This is a genomic window from Streptomyces sp. NPDC045695 (assembly GCF_056432025.1).
Genome location: NZ_JBWKJU010000024.1, coordinates 41805 through 56793, shown reverse-complemented (window position 1 = coordinate 56793; position 14989 = coordinate 41805). Strand labels below are relative to the sequence as shown.

The 14989-nt window shown below is 71.0% G+C and carries 13 protein-coding genes and 4 tRNA genes; 7 read left to right on the top strand and 10 right to left on the bottom strand.

All coding sequences use genetic code 11. The features are described 5' to 3' along the window. From AC07DU_RS29680 to AC07DU_RS29660, 5 genes are all read right to left on the bottom strand, one after another. Nucleotides 1–1993: DEAD/DEAH box helicase (locus AC07DU_RS29680; protein WP_479114778.1), on the bottom strand; the 1993-nt coding region annotated here is incomplete at its 3' end. A 324-nt stretch (nt 1994–2317) separates the two neighbouring features. Continuing rightward, nucleotides 2318–2866 carry a hypothetical protein gene (locus AC07DU_RS29675; protein ID WP_479114776.1) on the bottom strand — a complete coding sequence of 183 codons (549 nt, stop codon included), beginning with the start codon at nt 2864–2866 and terminating at the stop codon, nt 2318–2320. A 105-nt stretch (nt 2867–2971) separates the two neighbouring features. Next, nucleotides 2972–3346 carry a fluoride efflux transporter FluC gene (locus AC07DU_RS29670; protein ID WP_360899016.1) on the bottom strand — a complete coding sequence of 125 codons (375 nt, stop codon included), beginning with the start codon at nt 3344–3346 and terminating at the stop codon, nt 2972–2974. Next, nucleotides 3343–3897: a FluC/FEX family fluoride channel gene (locus AC07DU_RS29665; RefSeq protein ID WP_479114774.1), complete on the bottom strand. Its 555-nt coding sequence runs from the start codon at nt 3895–3897 to the stop codon at nt 3343–3345. Before AC07DU_RS29665 ends, AC07DU_RS29670 begins: the two co-directional genes overlap by 4 nt. Next, entirely contained in the window at nt 3894–4244 is a 351-nt protein-coding gene (locus AC07DU_RS29660) for a metallopeptidase family protein (protein ID WP_030012899.1), read from the bottom strand. Before AC07DU_RS29660 ends, AC07DU_RS29665 begins: the two co-directional genes overlap by 4 nt. Before the next feature lie 126 nt (nt 4245–4370). Here AC07DU_RS29660 and AC07DU_RS29655 point away from each other — a divergent pair. The 3 genes from AC07DU_RS29655 (at nt 4371) to AC07DU_RS29645 (ending at nt 4655) form a co-directional block, all read left to right on the top strand. Further along, nucleotides 4371–4443, top strand: a tRNA-Glu gene (locus AC07DU_RS29655). Between the two features lie 39 nt (nt 4444–4482). Further along, nucleotides 4483–4556: transfer RNA gene (locus AC07DU_RS29650), tRNA-Asp, on the top strand. Nucleotides 4557–4578: 22 nt separating this feature from the next. After that, nucleotides 4579–4655, top strand: a tRNA-Phe gene (locus tag AC07DU_RS29645). A 38-nt stretch (nt 4656–4693) separates the two neighbouring features. On the opposite strand, the gene AC07DU_RS29640 is transcribed toward AC07DU_RS29645, so the two are convergent. From AC07DU_RS29640 to AC07DU_RS29630, 3 genes are all read right to left on the bottom strand, one after another. Beyond that, nucleotides 4694–5548, bottom strand: a complete 855-nt coding sequence (locus tag AC07DU_RS29640) for a cytochrome c biogenesis CcdA family protein (protein ID WP_479114772.1) — start codon at nt 5546–5548, stop codon at nt 4694–4696. Beyond that, the gene (locus tag AC07DU_RS29635; protein WP_453370836.1) at nt 5545–6285 is read right to left on the bottom strand and encodes a DsbA family protein; all 741 of its coding nucleotides are present in this window, start codon (nt 6283–6285) and stop codon (nt 5545–5547) included. The genes AC07DU_RS29640 and AC07DU_RS29635 overlap by 4 nt, the downstream gene beginning before the upstream one ends. Before the next feature lie 66 nt (nt 6286–6351). Beyond that, nucleotides 6352–6753, bottom strand: a complete 402-nt coding sequence (locus AC07DU_RS29630) for a hypothetical protein (protein WP_479114770.1) — start codon at nt 6751–6753, stop codon at nt 6352–6354. 110 nt (nt 6754–6863) lie between these two features. Here AC07DU_RS29630 and hrpA point away from each other — a divergent pair, with 110 nt between their 5' ends. Then, entirely contained in the window at nt 6864–10799 is a 3936-nt protein-coding gene (gene hrpA / locus AC07DU_RS29625; protein ID WP_479029096.1) for an ATP-dependent RNA helicase HrpA, read from the top strand. Between the two features lie 81 nt (nt 10800–10880). Then, nucleotides 10881–10954, top strand: a tRNA-Asp gene (locus tag AC07DU_RS29620). A gap of 486 nt (nt 10955–11440) precedes the next feature. Here AC07DU_RS29620 and bldC read toward each other — a convergent pair. Continuing rightward, on the bottom strand, nt 11441–11647 hold the full coding sequence (gene bldC, locus AC07DU_RS29615; RefSeq protein ID WP_003949541.1) for a developmental transcriptional regulator BldC: 207 nt from the start codon (nt 11645–11647) through the stop codon (nt 11441–11443). 578 nt (nt 11648–12225) lie between these two features. Further along, nucleotides 12226–13080: a DUF8083 family protein gene (locus AC07DU_RS29610; RefSeq protein WP_453370833.1), complete on the bottom strand. Its 855-nt coding sequence runs from the start codon at nt 13078–13080 to the stop codon at nt 12226–12228. A gap of 204 nt (nt 13081–13284) precedes the next feature. On the opposite strand from AC07DU_RS29610, the gene AC07DU_RS29605 reads away from it, so the two are divergent. After that, nucleotides 13285–14394 (top strand): Leu/Phe/Val dehydrogenase, encoded by a 1110-nt coding sequence (locus tag AC07DU_RS29605; RefSeq protein ID WP_479114768.1) that lies wholly within the window; start codon nt 13285–13287, stop codon nt 14392–14394. Between the two features lie 289 nt (nt 14395–14683). Beyond that, nucleotides 14684–14944, top strand: coding sequence for a DUF3073 domain-containing protein (locus AC07DU_RS29600; RefSeq protein WP_328926452.1), 261 nt, complete (start codon nt 14684–14686; stop codon nt 14942–14944). The last annotated feature ends 45 nt before the right edge of the window (nt 14945–14989 follow it).

Here is a 14989-nt window from a genome sequence, read left to right as displayed (position 1 = left end):
GACGGAAGCCACCACCGGACGGACGGTCGCCACCGGAACGGAAGCCACCCGACGGACGGTCGTCGCGACGGAAGCCACCACGGTCGCCACCACGGTCATCGCGGTTGAAGCCACCCGAGGGACGGTCGTCGCGACGGAAGCCACCACCGGACGGACGGTCGCCACCGGAACGGAAGCCACCCGACGGACGGTCGTCGCGACGGAAGCCACCACGGTCGCCACCACGGTCGTCACGGTTGAAGCCACCCGACGGACGGCCACCACGGTCGCCACCGCGGTCGTCACGGCGGAAGCCGCCGCGGTCGCCGCCACGGTTGTCGCGGTCGCCACCACGGTTGTCACGACGCTCGAAGTTGCCGCGGTCGTCGCGCTGGGCGCGCTGCTCCTCGCGGCGCTCCTGCGCGGCCAGTTCGGCGGCAGCGGCGGCAGCGGCAGCCGCGACCTCGGCCTCGGCGGCCTCGGTCACCTCGGCGACAGCGGCCTCCGGGTCCTCGCCGCGCTCACGGGCGGAGCGGGCGACGAGGCGGTCGGCCTCCTCGCGGAGCTCCACGGCACGGCGCGACAGGCGCTCCAGCTGCTTGGTGAGCTCGGCGACCTCGCGCTCGGCCTGCTTGGCGGCGTTGTTCGCGGAGTCGGCCTGGACCTCGGTCAGCGAACGCGCACCGGTGATCTCGGCGACCTCCGGCTCGAAGGCGCCGACGCCCTGGACGATGTGGCGCGTGGCGTCGACGCCCGCGTCCTCCATCAGGCGGAAGATCTGGCGGCGCTGGTGCGGCAGGGCCAGGGAGACCACGACACCCGACTTGCCGGCACGGGCGGTACGGCCCGAGCGGTGCAGGTAGTCCTTGTGGTCGCCGGCCGGGTCCACGTTCAGGACGAGGTCGATGCCGTCGACGTGGATGCCGCGGGCGGCGACGTCGGTGGCGACGAGCGCGTTGACGTAGCCGTCCTTGAAGTCCGCGAGGACGCGGGTACGGGCGCCCTGCGTCATGCCGCCGTGCAGCGCGTCGGCCTTCACGCCGGCCTCGACGAGCTGCTCGGCGATGCGGTCGGCGCCCAGCTGGGTGCGGACGAAGATGATGGTGCGGCCCTTGCGGGCGGCGATGGCGGCCGTGACCGGCGCCTTGTCCTTCGGCTTCACGACGAGGACGTGGTGCGTCATGGTCGTGACGTTGCCCTGGGCGCTGTCGACCTCGTGCGTGACCGGGTTGGTCAGGTAGCGCTTGACCAGGGTGCCGATCTCGTTCTCCATGGTGGCGGAGAAGAGCATGCGCTGGCCGCCGCCGGGGATCTGGTCGAGCAGCTCGGTGACCTCGGGCAGGAAGCCCAGGTCCGCCATCTGGTCGGCCTCGTCGAGGACCGCGACCTGGACGTTCGCCAGGGAGCAGGCGCCACGGTTGATGATGTCGCGCAGACGGCCCGGGGTGGCGACGAGGACGTCGACACCGCGCTCCAGAGCGAAGATCTGGTTGCTCATGGAGGTACCGCCGCAGACGACCTTCATCTTCAGGCCGAGCACGTCGCCGTAGGGCTGGAGGGCGTCCGCGACCTGCATCGCGAGCTCACGGGTCGGCGTGAGGATGATCGCGCGGGGCTTCTTCTTCTCGGTGTGGCCGCCGGCCAGCGAGGCCAGGGTCGGCAGACCGAAGGAGAGGGTCTTGCCGGAACCGGTGCGGCCACGGCCGAGGATGTCCTTGCCGGCCAGGGCGTCCGGGATGGTCGCGGCCTGGATCGGGAAGGGGGCGGTGACGCCGTTCTGGGCGAGCTTGCGCACGATGCCCTCGGGCAGACCGAGGTCGCTGAAGGTGATCGTGGGCTCCGCGTCAGCGTCAGCGTCGTCGTCGAAGTCGGTGGTGGAGTCCTCAAGGGACCCGTCGGTGTTCACGTCGGCCTCAAGGGCCTCGATGATCTCGTTCGCCTCAGCGGCTTCGATGGCCTCGGTGACCGCAAGGGTCTCGGCGTCGACGATCTCGTTGGAGTCGTTCTCGGGCATGACGGAACGGTCAGAACTGGAAATGGACATGCGAAATGCGAAACCTTCCGGAGTCTCGGCACGCGCCCAAACTCCGTGAATCGCAAATCGACCGCCTCAATGCGGTCAGCCACGGCTAGGGAGAGTACGCGCCACACGGCGCTCTTCGGATTCGGCGCCGGGCAATGGGATCAAACGATCTATAACCATACGCACCCTCCCCCGGGTCTGGCAAATCGCTCCAGCAATAAGCCTCTGACCTGCGGTGATGCCGAGACCGGCAGCGCCCGCGAACCGCGCCCGCCCGCCCCCGGGACCCGTCCGGCCCCCGCCTGGACCCCCGGTCTAGGGCGCCGGCTGGGTGCTCGGCTCGGGCTGCGGACTCGCCGTCGGCGGAGTGGGTTCCGTCACAGGGGGCGTCGTGGCCGGCGGCTGCGGAGTCGGGCTGGCCGACTGCTGCCCGCCGCCCGAGCCCCCTGGCCCGCCCGAGCCGCCGGAACCGCCCGAGCCGCCCGAACCGGAGCCCCCGGAGCCGCCCGGCGGCACCTGGGGGCCCTGTCCGCCCGCACCCCCGCCCGGCCCCGCCGACGGCACGGGCACTCCCGGAGCGCCGCCGGGCGCGCCCGGGCTGGGCGAGGCCCCGGTCGCCCCGGAGGCCTTGCCGTCCTCCTTGGGCTTGCCGTCCTGGGTCCCCGTACCGTCCTTCGCGCCGTGTCCGTTGCCGTGGACCCCGGAGTTCCGCCCCGCGGCGGAGCCCGCGCCCGCCGCGGCGCCGGCCCGGCGGTCCGCCGAGGAGGAGGGCCCGGGCTTCGCCGCGTCCTCGCCGACACTCATGCAGCCGGCCGTCGCGGCGACCGCGAGCGCGGTGACGGTCAGTCGGAGGGAAGCGGACAACTGGCGCACGGGGCACCTCCGGAGCCTGAGGGCGGGATGAGGCCGATCGGTCCGCATGAGCGGGTCAATGTGCCCAACTCCCTTTGACCCGTAAGGGACACGCCCTCAGGCGAACAGCTGCTCAGCCACCTGTGACCCGAGGTGTACGGCGCCCAGCCCGACCAGCACCGACGCCGCCGCGTTCGCCGCCGCCAGGAACTTCCAGCCCCGCTCGGCCAGCCGCAGCGTCTCGTACGAGAGCGTCGAGTAGGTGCTCAGCGCCCCGCACAGCCCGGTCCCGAGCAGCAGCTCCAGCCGCGAGGAGGCGGCCCCGGCCAGCACCGCCCCGGTCAGCACCCCCAGCACCAGGCAGGCGGCCGCGTTGACCACGAAGGTCCCCCAGGGGAAGACGGAGTCGTGGCGCAGCTGCACCGCACGGTCCGTCAGGTAGCGCAGGGGTGCGCCGACGGCCGCGCCCACCACCACGAGGAGCCAGTTCACCGCGGCGCCCGCCCCGCTCGCCACGTCGGCCCCGACCCATGCCCCGGACCACGCCCCGGCCCACGCCCCCATCCCCGCACCGCCCGCCGCGTCACCGAGGCCGCCGCCCACACCGCGCCCAGCGCCGCCACCACCGTGAGCCCGGCGTACGCCAGCGCGGTCCTGGCCTCCCCCTCGTCCAGGAGCCGCGAGAAGTCCACCGCGTAGGTGGAGAAGGTGGTGAACCCGCCGAGCACCCCGACCCCGGCGAAGGGCCGCACCAGCGGATGCGGCGCGACCCGCCCGCCCTCGCTGATCAGCACCATGAGGACGCCGATCAGCGCGCAGCCGGCCACATTGATCCAGAAGGTCGCCCAGGGGAAGGCCCCGGGCCCGGCCGCCCACAGCAGGCCGGCCCCGTACCGCGCCGAGGCCCCGACCGCGCCGCCCGCGGCCACCGCCGCGAGCACCCGGCCCTGCGGCTCGGCCCGCTGCGCGGGGACGTGCAGGTCGACGTCCGGGTCGATGGCCTCCGCGGAGACGGCCCGCGCGTCGGGGAGCGGCCCGGTCACCCGTACCCCAGGGCGTGCAGCCGCTCGTCGTCGATCCCGAAGTGGTGGGCGATCTCGTGCACCACGGTGACCTCCGTCTCCGCGACCACGCTCTCCCGGTCCTCGCACATCCGCAACGTGGGATTGCGGTAGATCGTGATCCGGTCGGGCAGCACCCCGGCGTACCACTCGCCGCGGTCCGTCAGCGGGGTCCCCTCGTAGAGACCGAGCAGCTCCGGGTCATCGGCGGGCGGTTCGTCCTCGACGAACACCGCCACGTTGTCCATCAGCCGCGTCAGCTCCGGCGGGATGCGGTCCAGGGCCTCTGCGACGAGCTCTTCGAACTCCTCGCGCGTCATCTCCAGCACCGGGCCATTGTCCCTCCGGCAGGGGCCCCTCCCCCGAGCGGGGCGAAACCGTTTTGGCGATAGCTCCCCGGATCCCATATGCTTCTCACGTCCCCGACGCGCTGAGAAGTGCCCGGCGGGCCTTTAGCCCTCATCGTCTAGTGGCCCAGGACGCCGCCCTTTCAAGGCGGTAGCACGGGTTCGAATCCCGTTGGGGGTACGCATTACCGTGTGCGAGACTTGTTCTCGCACGCTGCAAGGTCCTGTGGAGCAGTTGGTTAGCTCGCCACCCTGTCAAGGTGGAGGTCGCGGGTTCAAGTCCCGTCAGGATCGCTGAAGCCGGAAACGGTTTCGTGGCTGGGTAGCTCAGTTGGTACGAGCGATCGCCTGAAAAGCGATAGGTCGCCGGTTCGACCCCGGCCCCAGCCACCATCAAGAAGGCCCCGTCCATCGGACGGGGCCTTCTGTGGTTACTCCCCTTCGGTCCCGGTCCCGGTCTCGGTCACCGTCCGCGCCTTGCGGCGCCACTGCACCAGGCCCACGGCCGCCGCCCCCGCGGCGACCAGCCCGAGCAGCGCCCAGTCCGGCACGCCGCCGGCCACCGACCGGACCCGCTCCTCCACCGCGAACGAGTCGTCCACGTCCAGCAGCCCCGGCAGCGCGCTCGCCCCGTCGAAGGCCAGGAACAGCGCCCCCAGGGTGATGAAGAACAGCCCGGACAGCAGCGAGGTGGTGTGCAGCTCGAAGCGGCCCACCGTGAAGGCCCGCCCGCGCAGCCAGGGCCGCCTGCCCAGCTCGAACCGCTCCCACAGCAGGGCCAGCAGGAACAGCGGCAGGGCCATCCCGAGGGCGTAGACGGCCAGCAGCAGGCCCCCGTAGACCGGGCTGCCGCTGACCGCCGCCACCGTCAGGACGCTGCCCAGGATCGGGCCGGCGCAGAAGCCCGCCAGCCCGTAGACCGCGCCGAGCGCGTACACCGACACGGCGGTGGTCGGCCGGATCCGGCCCGACAGCTCCGCGAGCCGCTTCGGGGCGAAGCCGAGGCCCAGGATCTGCGCGAGCCCGAGCGCGATGATCAGCCAGCCGCCGGCCAGGACGAGCTGGTCGCGGTTGCCGTGGAAGAACCGTCCGGCGTACGAGCCGGCCGCCCCCAGCGGTACGAGGGTGCTCGCGAGGCCCGCGTAGAAGATCCCGGTACGGGCCAGCAGGCGGGAGGGGGAGTCGATCGAGTAGGCGAAGAAGGCGGGCAGCAGCAGGGCGCTGCACGGGCTGAGCAGGGCGAGGAGGCCGCCCAGCAGGGCGGCCAGGTACCCGATGTCGGTCACTGCTTCGCCGCCGCCTCGGCCTGGGCGATCGCGGCGGTGAAGGCGTCCAGCGGCTGGGCGCCGGCGATCGGCTTGCCGTTGACCAGGAAGGACGGGGTGGAGGTCACGCCGATGCGGTAGCCCTCGTCCTGGTCCTTCTTCAGCGCCGCCGCGGCCTGCTCCCCGGCCATGTCCGCCGAGAAGCGCTCCAGGTCGGGCACGCCGGCCTGCCGCGCCAGCTCGACCAGGCGCGGCCCGGCGAAGCCCTTCTCCTTCGCGCCCTCGGCGTACGCCGCCGCGTGGAACTGCTCGAACCGGTCCTGCTGCCCGGCTGCCCAGGCGGCCTTCGCGGCGGCCTCGGAGTCGGCGCCGAAGATCGGGAAGTTGCGCCACTCGATGCGCAGGGTGCCGTTCTCCACGTACTTCTTCACCAGCGCAGGTTCGGTGTCCCGGGCGAACTTGCCGCAGTAGCCGCACTTGAAATCGGAGTACTCGATGAGCACCACGGGCGCGTCGGCGCGGCCCACGGCGAGCTTGTCGCCCGGCTCGCGGCGGGCCAGCGCCTTGAGCGCCGCGGCGGGGTCGGTACGGGGCGAGGCCGCGGCGGAGGAACCGCCGGAGCCCTTCTCGGCGGGGGCGGTGGCCTGCCAGGACACGATGCCGAGGGTGACGGCGGCGATGGCCACCCCGGCGCAGTAGAGGAGGGGCTTGCGGCGCGACGAGGAGGAAGGGGACGAAGAGGAAGGGGAAGGGGACATGCGGGAGCTCCAGAGCTGCGGTGGATACGGGAAGGAGGTGGCCCGGCGGATGCGGGCGGCGGTCTCCTAGACCCGCATCACGGACAGCTCCACCGGCCCGGGCACCGGCCGGTCCGGCCCGCGTACGAGGGCCCGTACGGGCGTCTCCCCGCCGGTCCGCACCCCCGCGGGCAGCGCCCGCGCCACCGGCAGCAGACCGTGCCCGGCCCCGGCCCGCGCCGGCAGGGCGGGGACGTCACCGAGATCGGGGGCCCCCGGAGCGCAAGCCGGCCCGCGGCGGCCGCCCAAGGCCGCCTGAACGGCGGGCCGGGCCGTCGGGGAGGCGTCGGCCCGGGCCGTCACCGCGGGCGGCCCGTCCGCCGAGGGCGAGGCCGGGCCCGGGGCCGCCGGGGCGGCGAAGCCCAGGAGCACCGCCAGCACCGCCAGCGCCGCCAGCACAGCGCAGCGCAGGAGGCGGGGGCGGGACACGTGGGCTGCCTCTCACTCGTACGGCCGAGGGACTCGTCCCGAAATGGTACGGGTCGGCCCGACAAATGCGTTCGCCACCCGGAGGGACCAGGTGAGATCCTCGATCAGGTATGTCTACTTCCTTCGCCGCCCTGCAGACGCTTCTCGGTGAGATCTCCCTCCGTGACGCGCACCGCCTCGGCCGCCGCCTTGAGGGCGCCCGCCGTATCCGCAAGCCCGAGGCCAAGCAGGCCGTGCTCGACGAGATCGCCGCGGAGGCCGCGAAGGCCGCCGAGCGACTGGCCGGCCGCGCCTCGCGGATGCCGGAGGTCACGTATCCCGAAAACCTGCCCGTCAGCCAGAAGAAGGACGAGATCGCCGAGGCGATACGCGACCACCAGGTCGTGATCGTCGCTGGTGAGACGGGGTCCGGCAAGACCACGCAGATCCCCAAGATCTGCATGGAGCTGGGCCGGGGCGTCCGGGGCATGATCGGGCACACCCAGCCCCGCCGGATCGCCGCGCGCACGGTCGCGGAGCGGATCGCCGAGGAGCTGCGGTCCGAGATCGGCCAGACGGTCGGCTGGAAGGTCCGGTTCACCGACCAGGTGGACCAGGACGCGACCTTCGTCAAGCTGATGACCGACGGCATCCTGCTCGCCGAGATCCAGACGGACCGCGAGCTGCGGGCCTACGACACGATCATCATCGACGAGGCCCACGAGCGGTCCCTGAACATCGACTTCCTGCTGGGCTACCTGGCCACGCTGCTGCCCAAGCGCCCGGACCTCAAGGTGGTCATCACCTCCGCCACCATCGACCCGCAACGGTTCTCCCGGCACTTCGGGGACGCGCCGATCGTCGAGGTCAGCGGGCGGACGTATCCGGTGGAGGTCCGCTACCGCCCGCTCCTGGAGGACGACTCCGAGGACTCCGACCGCGACCAGATCACCGCGATCTGCGAGGCCGTGGACGAGCTCCAGTCCGAGGGACCGGGCGACATCCTGGTCTTCCTCTCCGGTGAGCGGGAGATCCGCGACACGGCGGACGCGCTGAACAAGCGCAATCTCCGCTTCACCGAGGTGCTCCCCCTCTACGCACGCCTCTCGCACGCCGAGCAGCACCGGGTCTTCCAGCAGCACACCGGGCGCCGGATCGTCCTCGCCACGAACGTGGCCGAGACCTCCCTGACCGTCCCGGGCATCAAGTACGTGATCGACCCGGGCACCGCCCGCATCTCCCGCTACAGCCACCGCACCAAGGTGCAGCGCCTGCCCATCGAGCGGATCTCGCAGGCCAGCGCCAACCAGCGCAAGGGCCGCTGCGGCCGCACCAGCGACGGCATCTGCATCCGGCTGTACTCCGAGGACGACTTCCTCTCCCGTCCGGAGTTCACGGACGCCGAGATCCTGCGCACGAACCTGGCCTCCGTCATCCTCCAGATGACCGCCGCCGGCCTCGGCGAGATCGAGAAGTTCCCCTTCATCGACCCGCCGGACCACCGCAACATCCGCGACGGCGTCCAGCTCCTCCAGGAGCTCGGGGCACTGGATCCCTCCGAGAAGGACCCCAAGAAGCGGCTCACGCAGATGGGCCGCCAGCTCTCCCAGCTCCCCGTGGACCCGCGCCTGGCCCGCATGGTCATCGAGGCCGACAAGAACAACTGCGTCCGCGAGGTCATGGTCATCGCGGCGGCCCTGTCCATCCAGGACCCGCGCGAGCGGCCCTCGGACAAGCAGACCCAGGCCGACCAGAACCACGCCCGCTTCAAGGACGAGACCAGCGACTTCCTCTCGTTCCTGAACATGTGGCGCTACGTGCGCGAGCAGCAGAAGGAGCGCGGCTCGTCCTCGTTCCGCCGGATGTGCAAGCAGGAGTACCTGAACTTCCTGCGGATCCGCGAGTGGCAGGACATCTACTCGCAGCTGCGTACGGTCGCCAAGGGCATGGGCCTCCACGTCGAGGAGCCCTCGGCGGGCACAGACGCCCCCGAGCAGGTCATCCACGTCTCGCTGCTGGCCGGTCTGCTCTCGCACATCGGGCTGAAGGACACCGACAAGAACGAGTACCTGGGCGCGCGGTCCGCCAAGTTCGCGATCTTCCCGGGCTCCTCGCTGTTCAAGAAGCAGCCGAAGTTCGTGATGTCGGCCGAGCTGGTGGAGACCTCGCGGCTGTGGGCCCGGGTGAACGCCAAGGTCGAGCCCGAGTGGGTGGAGCCGCTCGCCCAGCACCTGATCAAGCGCACCTACAGCGAACCGCACTGGGAGAAGGACCAGGCGGCCGTGATGGCGTATGAGAAGGTCACGCTGTACGGCGTGCCGATCGTCGCGCAGCGGAAGATCAACTACGGCCGGATCGACCCCGAGGTCTCGCGCGAGCTGTTCATCCGCAACGCGCTGGTCGAGGGCGACTGGCGCACGCACCACAAGTTCTACGCGGACAACCGCAAGCTCCTCACGGAGGTGGAGGAGCTGGAGAACCGGGCCCGGCGCCGCGACATCGTGGTGGACGACGAGACCCTCTTCGACTTCTACGACCAGAGGATCCCCGAGCACGTGGTCTCGGGGGCGCACTTCGACTCGTGGTGGAAGCACAAGAAGCGCGAGGAGCCCGAACTCCTCGACTTCGAGCGCGAGATGCTGCTGACCGAGAAGGCGGCCGGGGTCACCAAGGCCGACTACCCGGACACCTGGCGTCAGGGCCAGCTGAAGTTCCGGGTGACCTACCAGTTCGAGCCGGGCGCGGACGCGGACGGCGTGACCGTCCACATCCCGCTCCAGGTGCTGAACCAGGTCACCGACGAGGGCTTCGACTGGCAGATCCCGGGGCTGCGCCAGGAGGTCGTCACCGAGCTGATCCGCTCGCTGCCCAAGCCGATCCGCCGGCACTACGTGCCCGCGCCGAACTTCGCGACCCGCTTCCTGGACACGGCGGTGCCCCTGCAGGAGCCGCTGCCGGTCACCCTGGCGCGCGAGCTCCAGCGGATGGTCGGCGTCCCGGTCTCGGCCGAGGACTTCGACCTCAGCCGGATCCCCGACCATCTGAAGATCACCTTCCGGATCGTCGACGAGCGCCGCAAGAACCTCGCCGAGGACAAGGACCTGGAGGCCCTGCGGCTGCGTCTGAAGCCCAAGGCCCGCCAGGCCCTCTCCAAGGCCGCCGCGGCCACCGCCGAGCGGGCGGGCGGGGAGTCGCTGGAGCGCAGCGGCCTGACCGACTGGACCATCGGCACGCTGACCAAGGTCTTCGAGACCCGGCGCGCGGGCCAGCCGGTGAAGGCCTACCCGGCGCTGGTGGACGAGGGCGCGTCCGTAGCCGTACGGCTCTTCGACACGCAGGCCGAACAGGAGCAGGCGATGTGGCTGGGCACCCGCCGGCTCATCCTGCTGAACATCCCGGTGAATCCGGCGAAGTTCGCCTCGGACCATCTGACGAACCAGCAGAAGCTGGCCCTTTCGCGCAACCCGCACGGCTCCATCCAGGCGCTGTTCGACGACTGCGCCACGGCGGCCACCGACCGGCTGATCGCCGACCACGGCGGCCCCGCCTGGGACGAGGCGGGCTTCCGCAAGCTGTACGAGGCCGTCCGCGCCGACCTGGTCGACACGACCGTGCGCACGGTCGGGCAGGTCCAGCAGGTGCTGGCCGCCTGGCAGGCCTGTGAGCGCCGTCTGAAGGCCACGAGCAGTCTGGCCCTGGTCGCCAACATCCAGGACGTCAGAACGCAGCTGGCGGCCCTCGTGCCGCCCGGTTTCGTGACGCTCACCGGGCTGCGCAGGCTGCCGGACCTGATGCGCTACCTGGTGGCGGCGGACCGGCGGCTCCAGCAGATGCCCACGGCCGTCCAGCGCGACACCACGCGGATGCAGAAGGTCCACGAGATGCAGGACGAGTACGCCTGGCTGCTGGAGCAGCTCCCGAAGGGGCGGCCGGTCCCGTCGGCGGTCACCGACATCCGCTGGATGATCGAGGAACTGCGGGTCAGTTACTTCGCGCACGCGCTCGGGACGGCGTACCCGGTCTCCGACAAGCGGATCGTGAAGGCGGTGGATGCGGCCGCCCCGTGACCCGCGGCGTGATCGGGTTCGACTGCACCCCCTGAGCTGCGGTACAGTCTGATTCGCAGCCGCCGAGCGGCCGCAAATCAAGGACCTGTGGAGCAGTTGGTTAGCTCGCCACCCTGTCAAGGTGGAGGTCGCGGGTTCAAGTCCCGTCAGGTTCGCAGAAACGTCAGGGCCCGCACCCCCCAGGGGATGCGGGCCCTGACGCGTTGACGGCCGCGGCATCCTGCCCGGGGGCCGCCGCACCACCGCCGCGCGCCGCCGCGCAGCCACCCCCTCACGGAATCCCCCGATCGCATGATGCGCCCACCAGGCGCGTCCCCATTACGGGGTGGATTACCGGATGTACAAGAGTGATCATCTGTGACGGGAGTCACCGCACGAGTTTTCGGGACTCCCACTTTTATCGCACCCCTACGCACAGTCGATTTAATATGTGCAATGGCACCCTCGCCCGATGACGCCCTCCTCCAGCGATACCGCCCTGACCCGGGCATAAAAAAGATCGCGCTGGACCCGGCGGAGTCCAGCGCGATCAAACGACAGACGGACCTGTTGGGGCAGGTCCGGTCGCGTGAAGCTATGTGGGTTTCATCGGATTGGGGGACCCGATTCAGACCCGTTTAAAGCGGGGTGTTTACGCGACCTCAGGCCTCGCTGCGCTGCTGCGGAATTCCCGCGAGCAGTGCGCGAACCTCGGCCTCGCGGTACCGGCGGTGTCCACCCAGGGTGCGGATGGACGTGAGCTTGCCAGCCTTGGCCCAGCGGGTGACCGTCTTCGGGTCCACGCGGAACATCGTGGCAACCTCAGCCGGGGTCAGCAGCGGCTCGGCATCAGGGGTGCGAGCGGTCATGAGCGGCCTCCTCGGGAGAACCGAACCATCTCGGTTCTTTCCTCTAAATTCTGCACCTTGGCCCGCGTTGCCCGAAATGGACATACGCGGGCCGAGTCGGTTATAGGACGAACGGCTTGTCCTCGGCACTACAACTACACCATCCGTCCAGCCTCGACGGCCAAACCGACGGAATTGCCCTCCGAGGTGTTCATCAGCGGCGGAAGCCGATGGACCGTCCCATAACGGACAGTCACCCCACTGTGACGATCAGTCACAGAGCGATCAGGAGTCGTCAGACCCCCCGTAGAGCGCGATGCCGAGCATTCCGCCCTTAGTTGGGCGGAAGGAACCCTCCCCGGACTCCTTGTCCTATTTTGGCACGAGGGATGGGGAAGGGCGCAAGGGTGTGGTTAGTGCGGTCCGTCACCCTTGGGCCAATGGCCCGTATCGGGACGTAGGTCCTGGCACTACGTCCCTAATCCTACGGTCAGGGCTCTGATCAGCCAGTATGGCCCGATCGACCGATACGCGGCGGTACGTACGGGCCCTCGCAGGACCCCTTCGGACCCGATCGGGCCGTCCCGGCGACTTCCGGCCTAATTCGCGAAAAGTCGCTCCCGGACCGCCCGCCACCGCTCCGCCAGGTCCCCGTAGACCTCGGACGCCCGCGCCGGGTCCCCCGCCCGCAGGGCCGCGATGCCCGCCGCCAGGTCCCCCGCCGACCGGTCGGCCGCCAGCCGGTCCGCCGGCAGGGCGTGCAGCAGCCCGCCGTAGTCCAGCTCGACCATCGAGCGCGGGTGGAACTCCTCCAACCAGCTCCCGACCTCCACCAGGCCCTCCGCGAGCATCCCGTACCCCTCGGCCTCCCGCAGGGTCCGAAGGGCCCGGGCGAGCCGCCGTCGCGCCTGCACCATCGGCGTCCGGTAGCGCAGCCGCTCGCCCGGCACGTAATCCCGCTCCTCGTCGGCCACCAGCACGAACCAGCGCAGCGGGATCTGCCACACCCCCGTACGGATCCACGGGCGCGCGTCCGGGTTCCGCTCGCGCCAGCGCTCGTAGTCCTCGGCGGCCTGCCGCCGCAGGGCCGGCGGGAGCGCCGCGTCCAGGACGGGGCGGGGAAACGACTCGGCCAGCTCCTGCAGCGCCAGCCAGCCACGCAGCCGGGTGCGCCACGGGCAGACCAGCAGCGTCCCGTCGACCTCCGCCGTGAACGCGTCCGCGCTCTCGTGCGCCGGCACCCCCACCACCGGGACCCGCACCACGTCGCGGAGCGAGCGGCGCAGTTCGTCCTGGGCGGTGGGGCACACCCCGCGCCGGGCGTAGTCGGCCCAGTGCGCGCGCTCCGGCTCCGGAAAGGCCGTCAGGGGCTCGTAGACGCGCAGGTAGGAGGCGTAGGGGACGGCCGGCGCCGACCGCGCGGAGGGCAGCAGGGGATCGGGGGTTTCGCTCACGCCTGCTACCTCCCCCTTTCGGGGGCCCGGGTCACCTCCGGGCCGCTCCGAGACGCCTCCGGGCCTACCACGAGCGGGGGCTCGTACGCTGGAAGAGTCCCGATCTTTGGACAGGTCGACTACGCGCGGCCCGGAGGTCTTACTCTGCTCCCAGCGCGCCCTCCCCCACCCGCAGGGCGGGCGTCTTTCCGCCGCATCTCTTCCATGGGAGTCACCACCGTGACCGAAATGACCGACGGCGTCCTGCACACCCTGTTCCGTTCGGAACAGGGTGGCCACGAGCAAGTCGTGCTGTGCCAGGACCGAGCCTCCGGCCTGAAGGCCGTCATCGCGATCCACTCCACCGCCCTGGGCCCCGCCCTCGGTGGTACGCGCTTCCACGCGTACGCCTCGGACGAGGAGGCCGTCCTCGACGCGCTGAACCTCTCGCGCGGCATGTCGTACAAGAACGCCCTCGCCGGTCTCGACCTCGGCGGCGGCAAGGCCGTGATCATCGGCGACCCGGACGTCCTGAAGTCCGAGGAACTGCTGCTGGCCTACGGCCGGTTCGTGGAGTCCCTCGGCGGCCGCTACGTGACCGCCTGCGACGTCGGCACCTACGTGGCCGACATGGACGTCGTGGCCCGCGCGACCCGCTGGGCGACCGGCCGCTCCCCCGAGAACGGCGGCGCCGGCGACTCCTCGGTGCTCACCGCCTTCGGTGTCTTCCAGGGCATGCGCGCCAGCGCGCAGCACGTGTGGGGCGACCCGACCCTGCGCGGCCGCAAGGTCGCCGTGGCCGGCGTCGGCAAGGTCGGCCACTACCTGGTCGAGCACCTGCTGGAGGACGGCGCCGAAGTCGTGATCACGGACGTACGGGCGGAGTCCGTGCGCCGGATCCTCGACAAGCACCCGGGCAAGGTCACGGCGGTGGCCGACACCGACGCGCTGATCCGCGTGGAGGGCCTGGACATCTACGCCCCCTGCGCCCTCGGCGGCGCCCTGGACGACGTCACCGTGCCGGCCCTCACCGCCAAGATCGTCTGCGGTGCGGCCAACAACCAGCTCGCCCACCCGGGCATCGAGAAGGACCTCCAGGACCGCGGGATCCTCTACGCCCCGGACTACGTCGTCAACGCGGGCGGCGTGATCCAGGTCGCCGACGAGCTGGTCGGTTTCGACTTCGACCGCTGCAAGGCCAAGGCGACGAAGATCTTCGACACCACCCTGGAGATCTTTGCTCGCGCGAAGATGGACGGCATCCCGCCGGCCGCCGCGGCCGACCGGATCGCCGAGCAGCGGATGGCGGACGCCCGCGCCGCGCGCGCGGTCTAGGCACCTCCCGGGCTGCCGGGTGCGCCCGCCGGGGTGCGGCGAGACGGAACTCACTGCACTTCGGCGGGTCGCGGGCCAGGAAAGGGTTAAAATCGCGGTTGACCAGCCAGGACGGGGCGCCTTGTTGGTTCTGCACCGGGGCGCGTCATGCGGGCGGCGTACCGTACGGCCGCGGAAGCAGGTACCGTTAAACCCCTACGGACGGTCTCTCCACGGAGAGCCCGCTCCGAACCATGAACGCGTGTCAGACTCTGGGGCCGTCGAGCCCCGTCACCGAGGGGGTCGAGCCATGGGGCGCGGCCGGGCCAAGGCCAAGCAGACAAAGGTCGCCCGCCAGCTGAAGTACAACAGCGGCGGGACTGACCTCTCGCGTCTGGCCAATGAGCTGGGCGCATCGCCGACGGATCCGCTGCCTGTCAGCGAGCCGGTCGAAGTCGATGACGATCTGGACGACGACGACCCGTACGCCAAGTACGCGGATCTGTACAACAGCGATGACGACGACGAGGACGAGGAGTCCGGTCCGTCGGCACAGCGTCGCGGCGCTTGACGTTCTCTCCAGAGCGTCTGCACAACAGGGTCAAAGACTGAAACC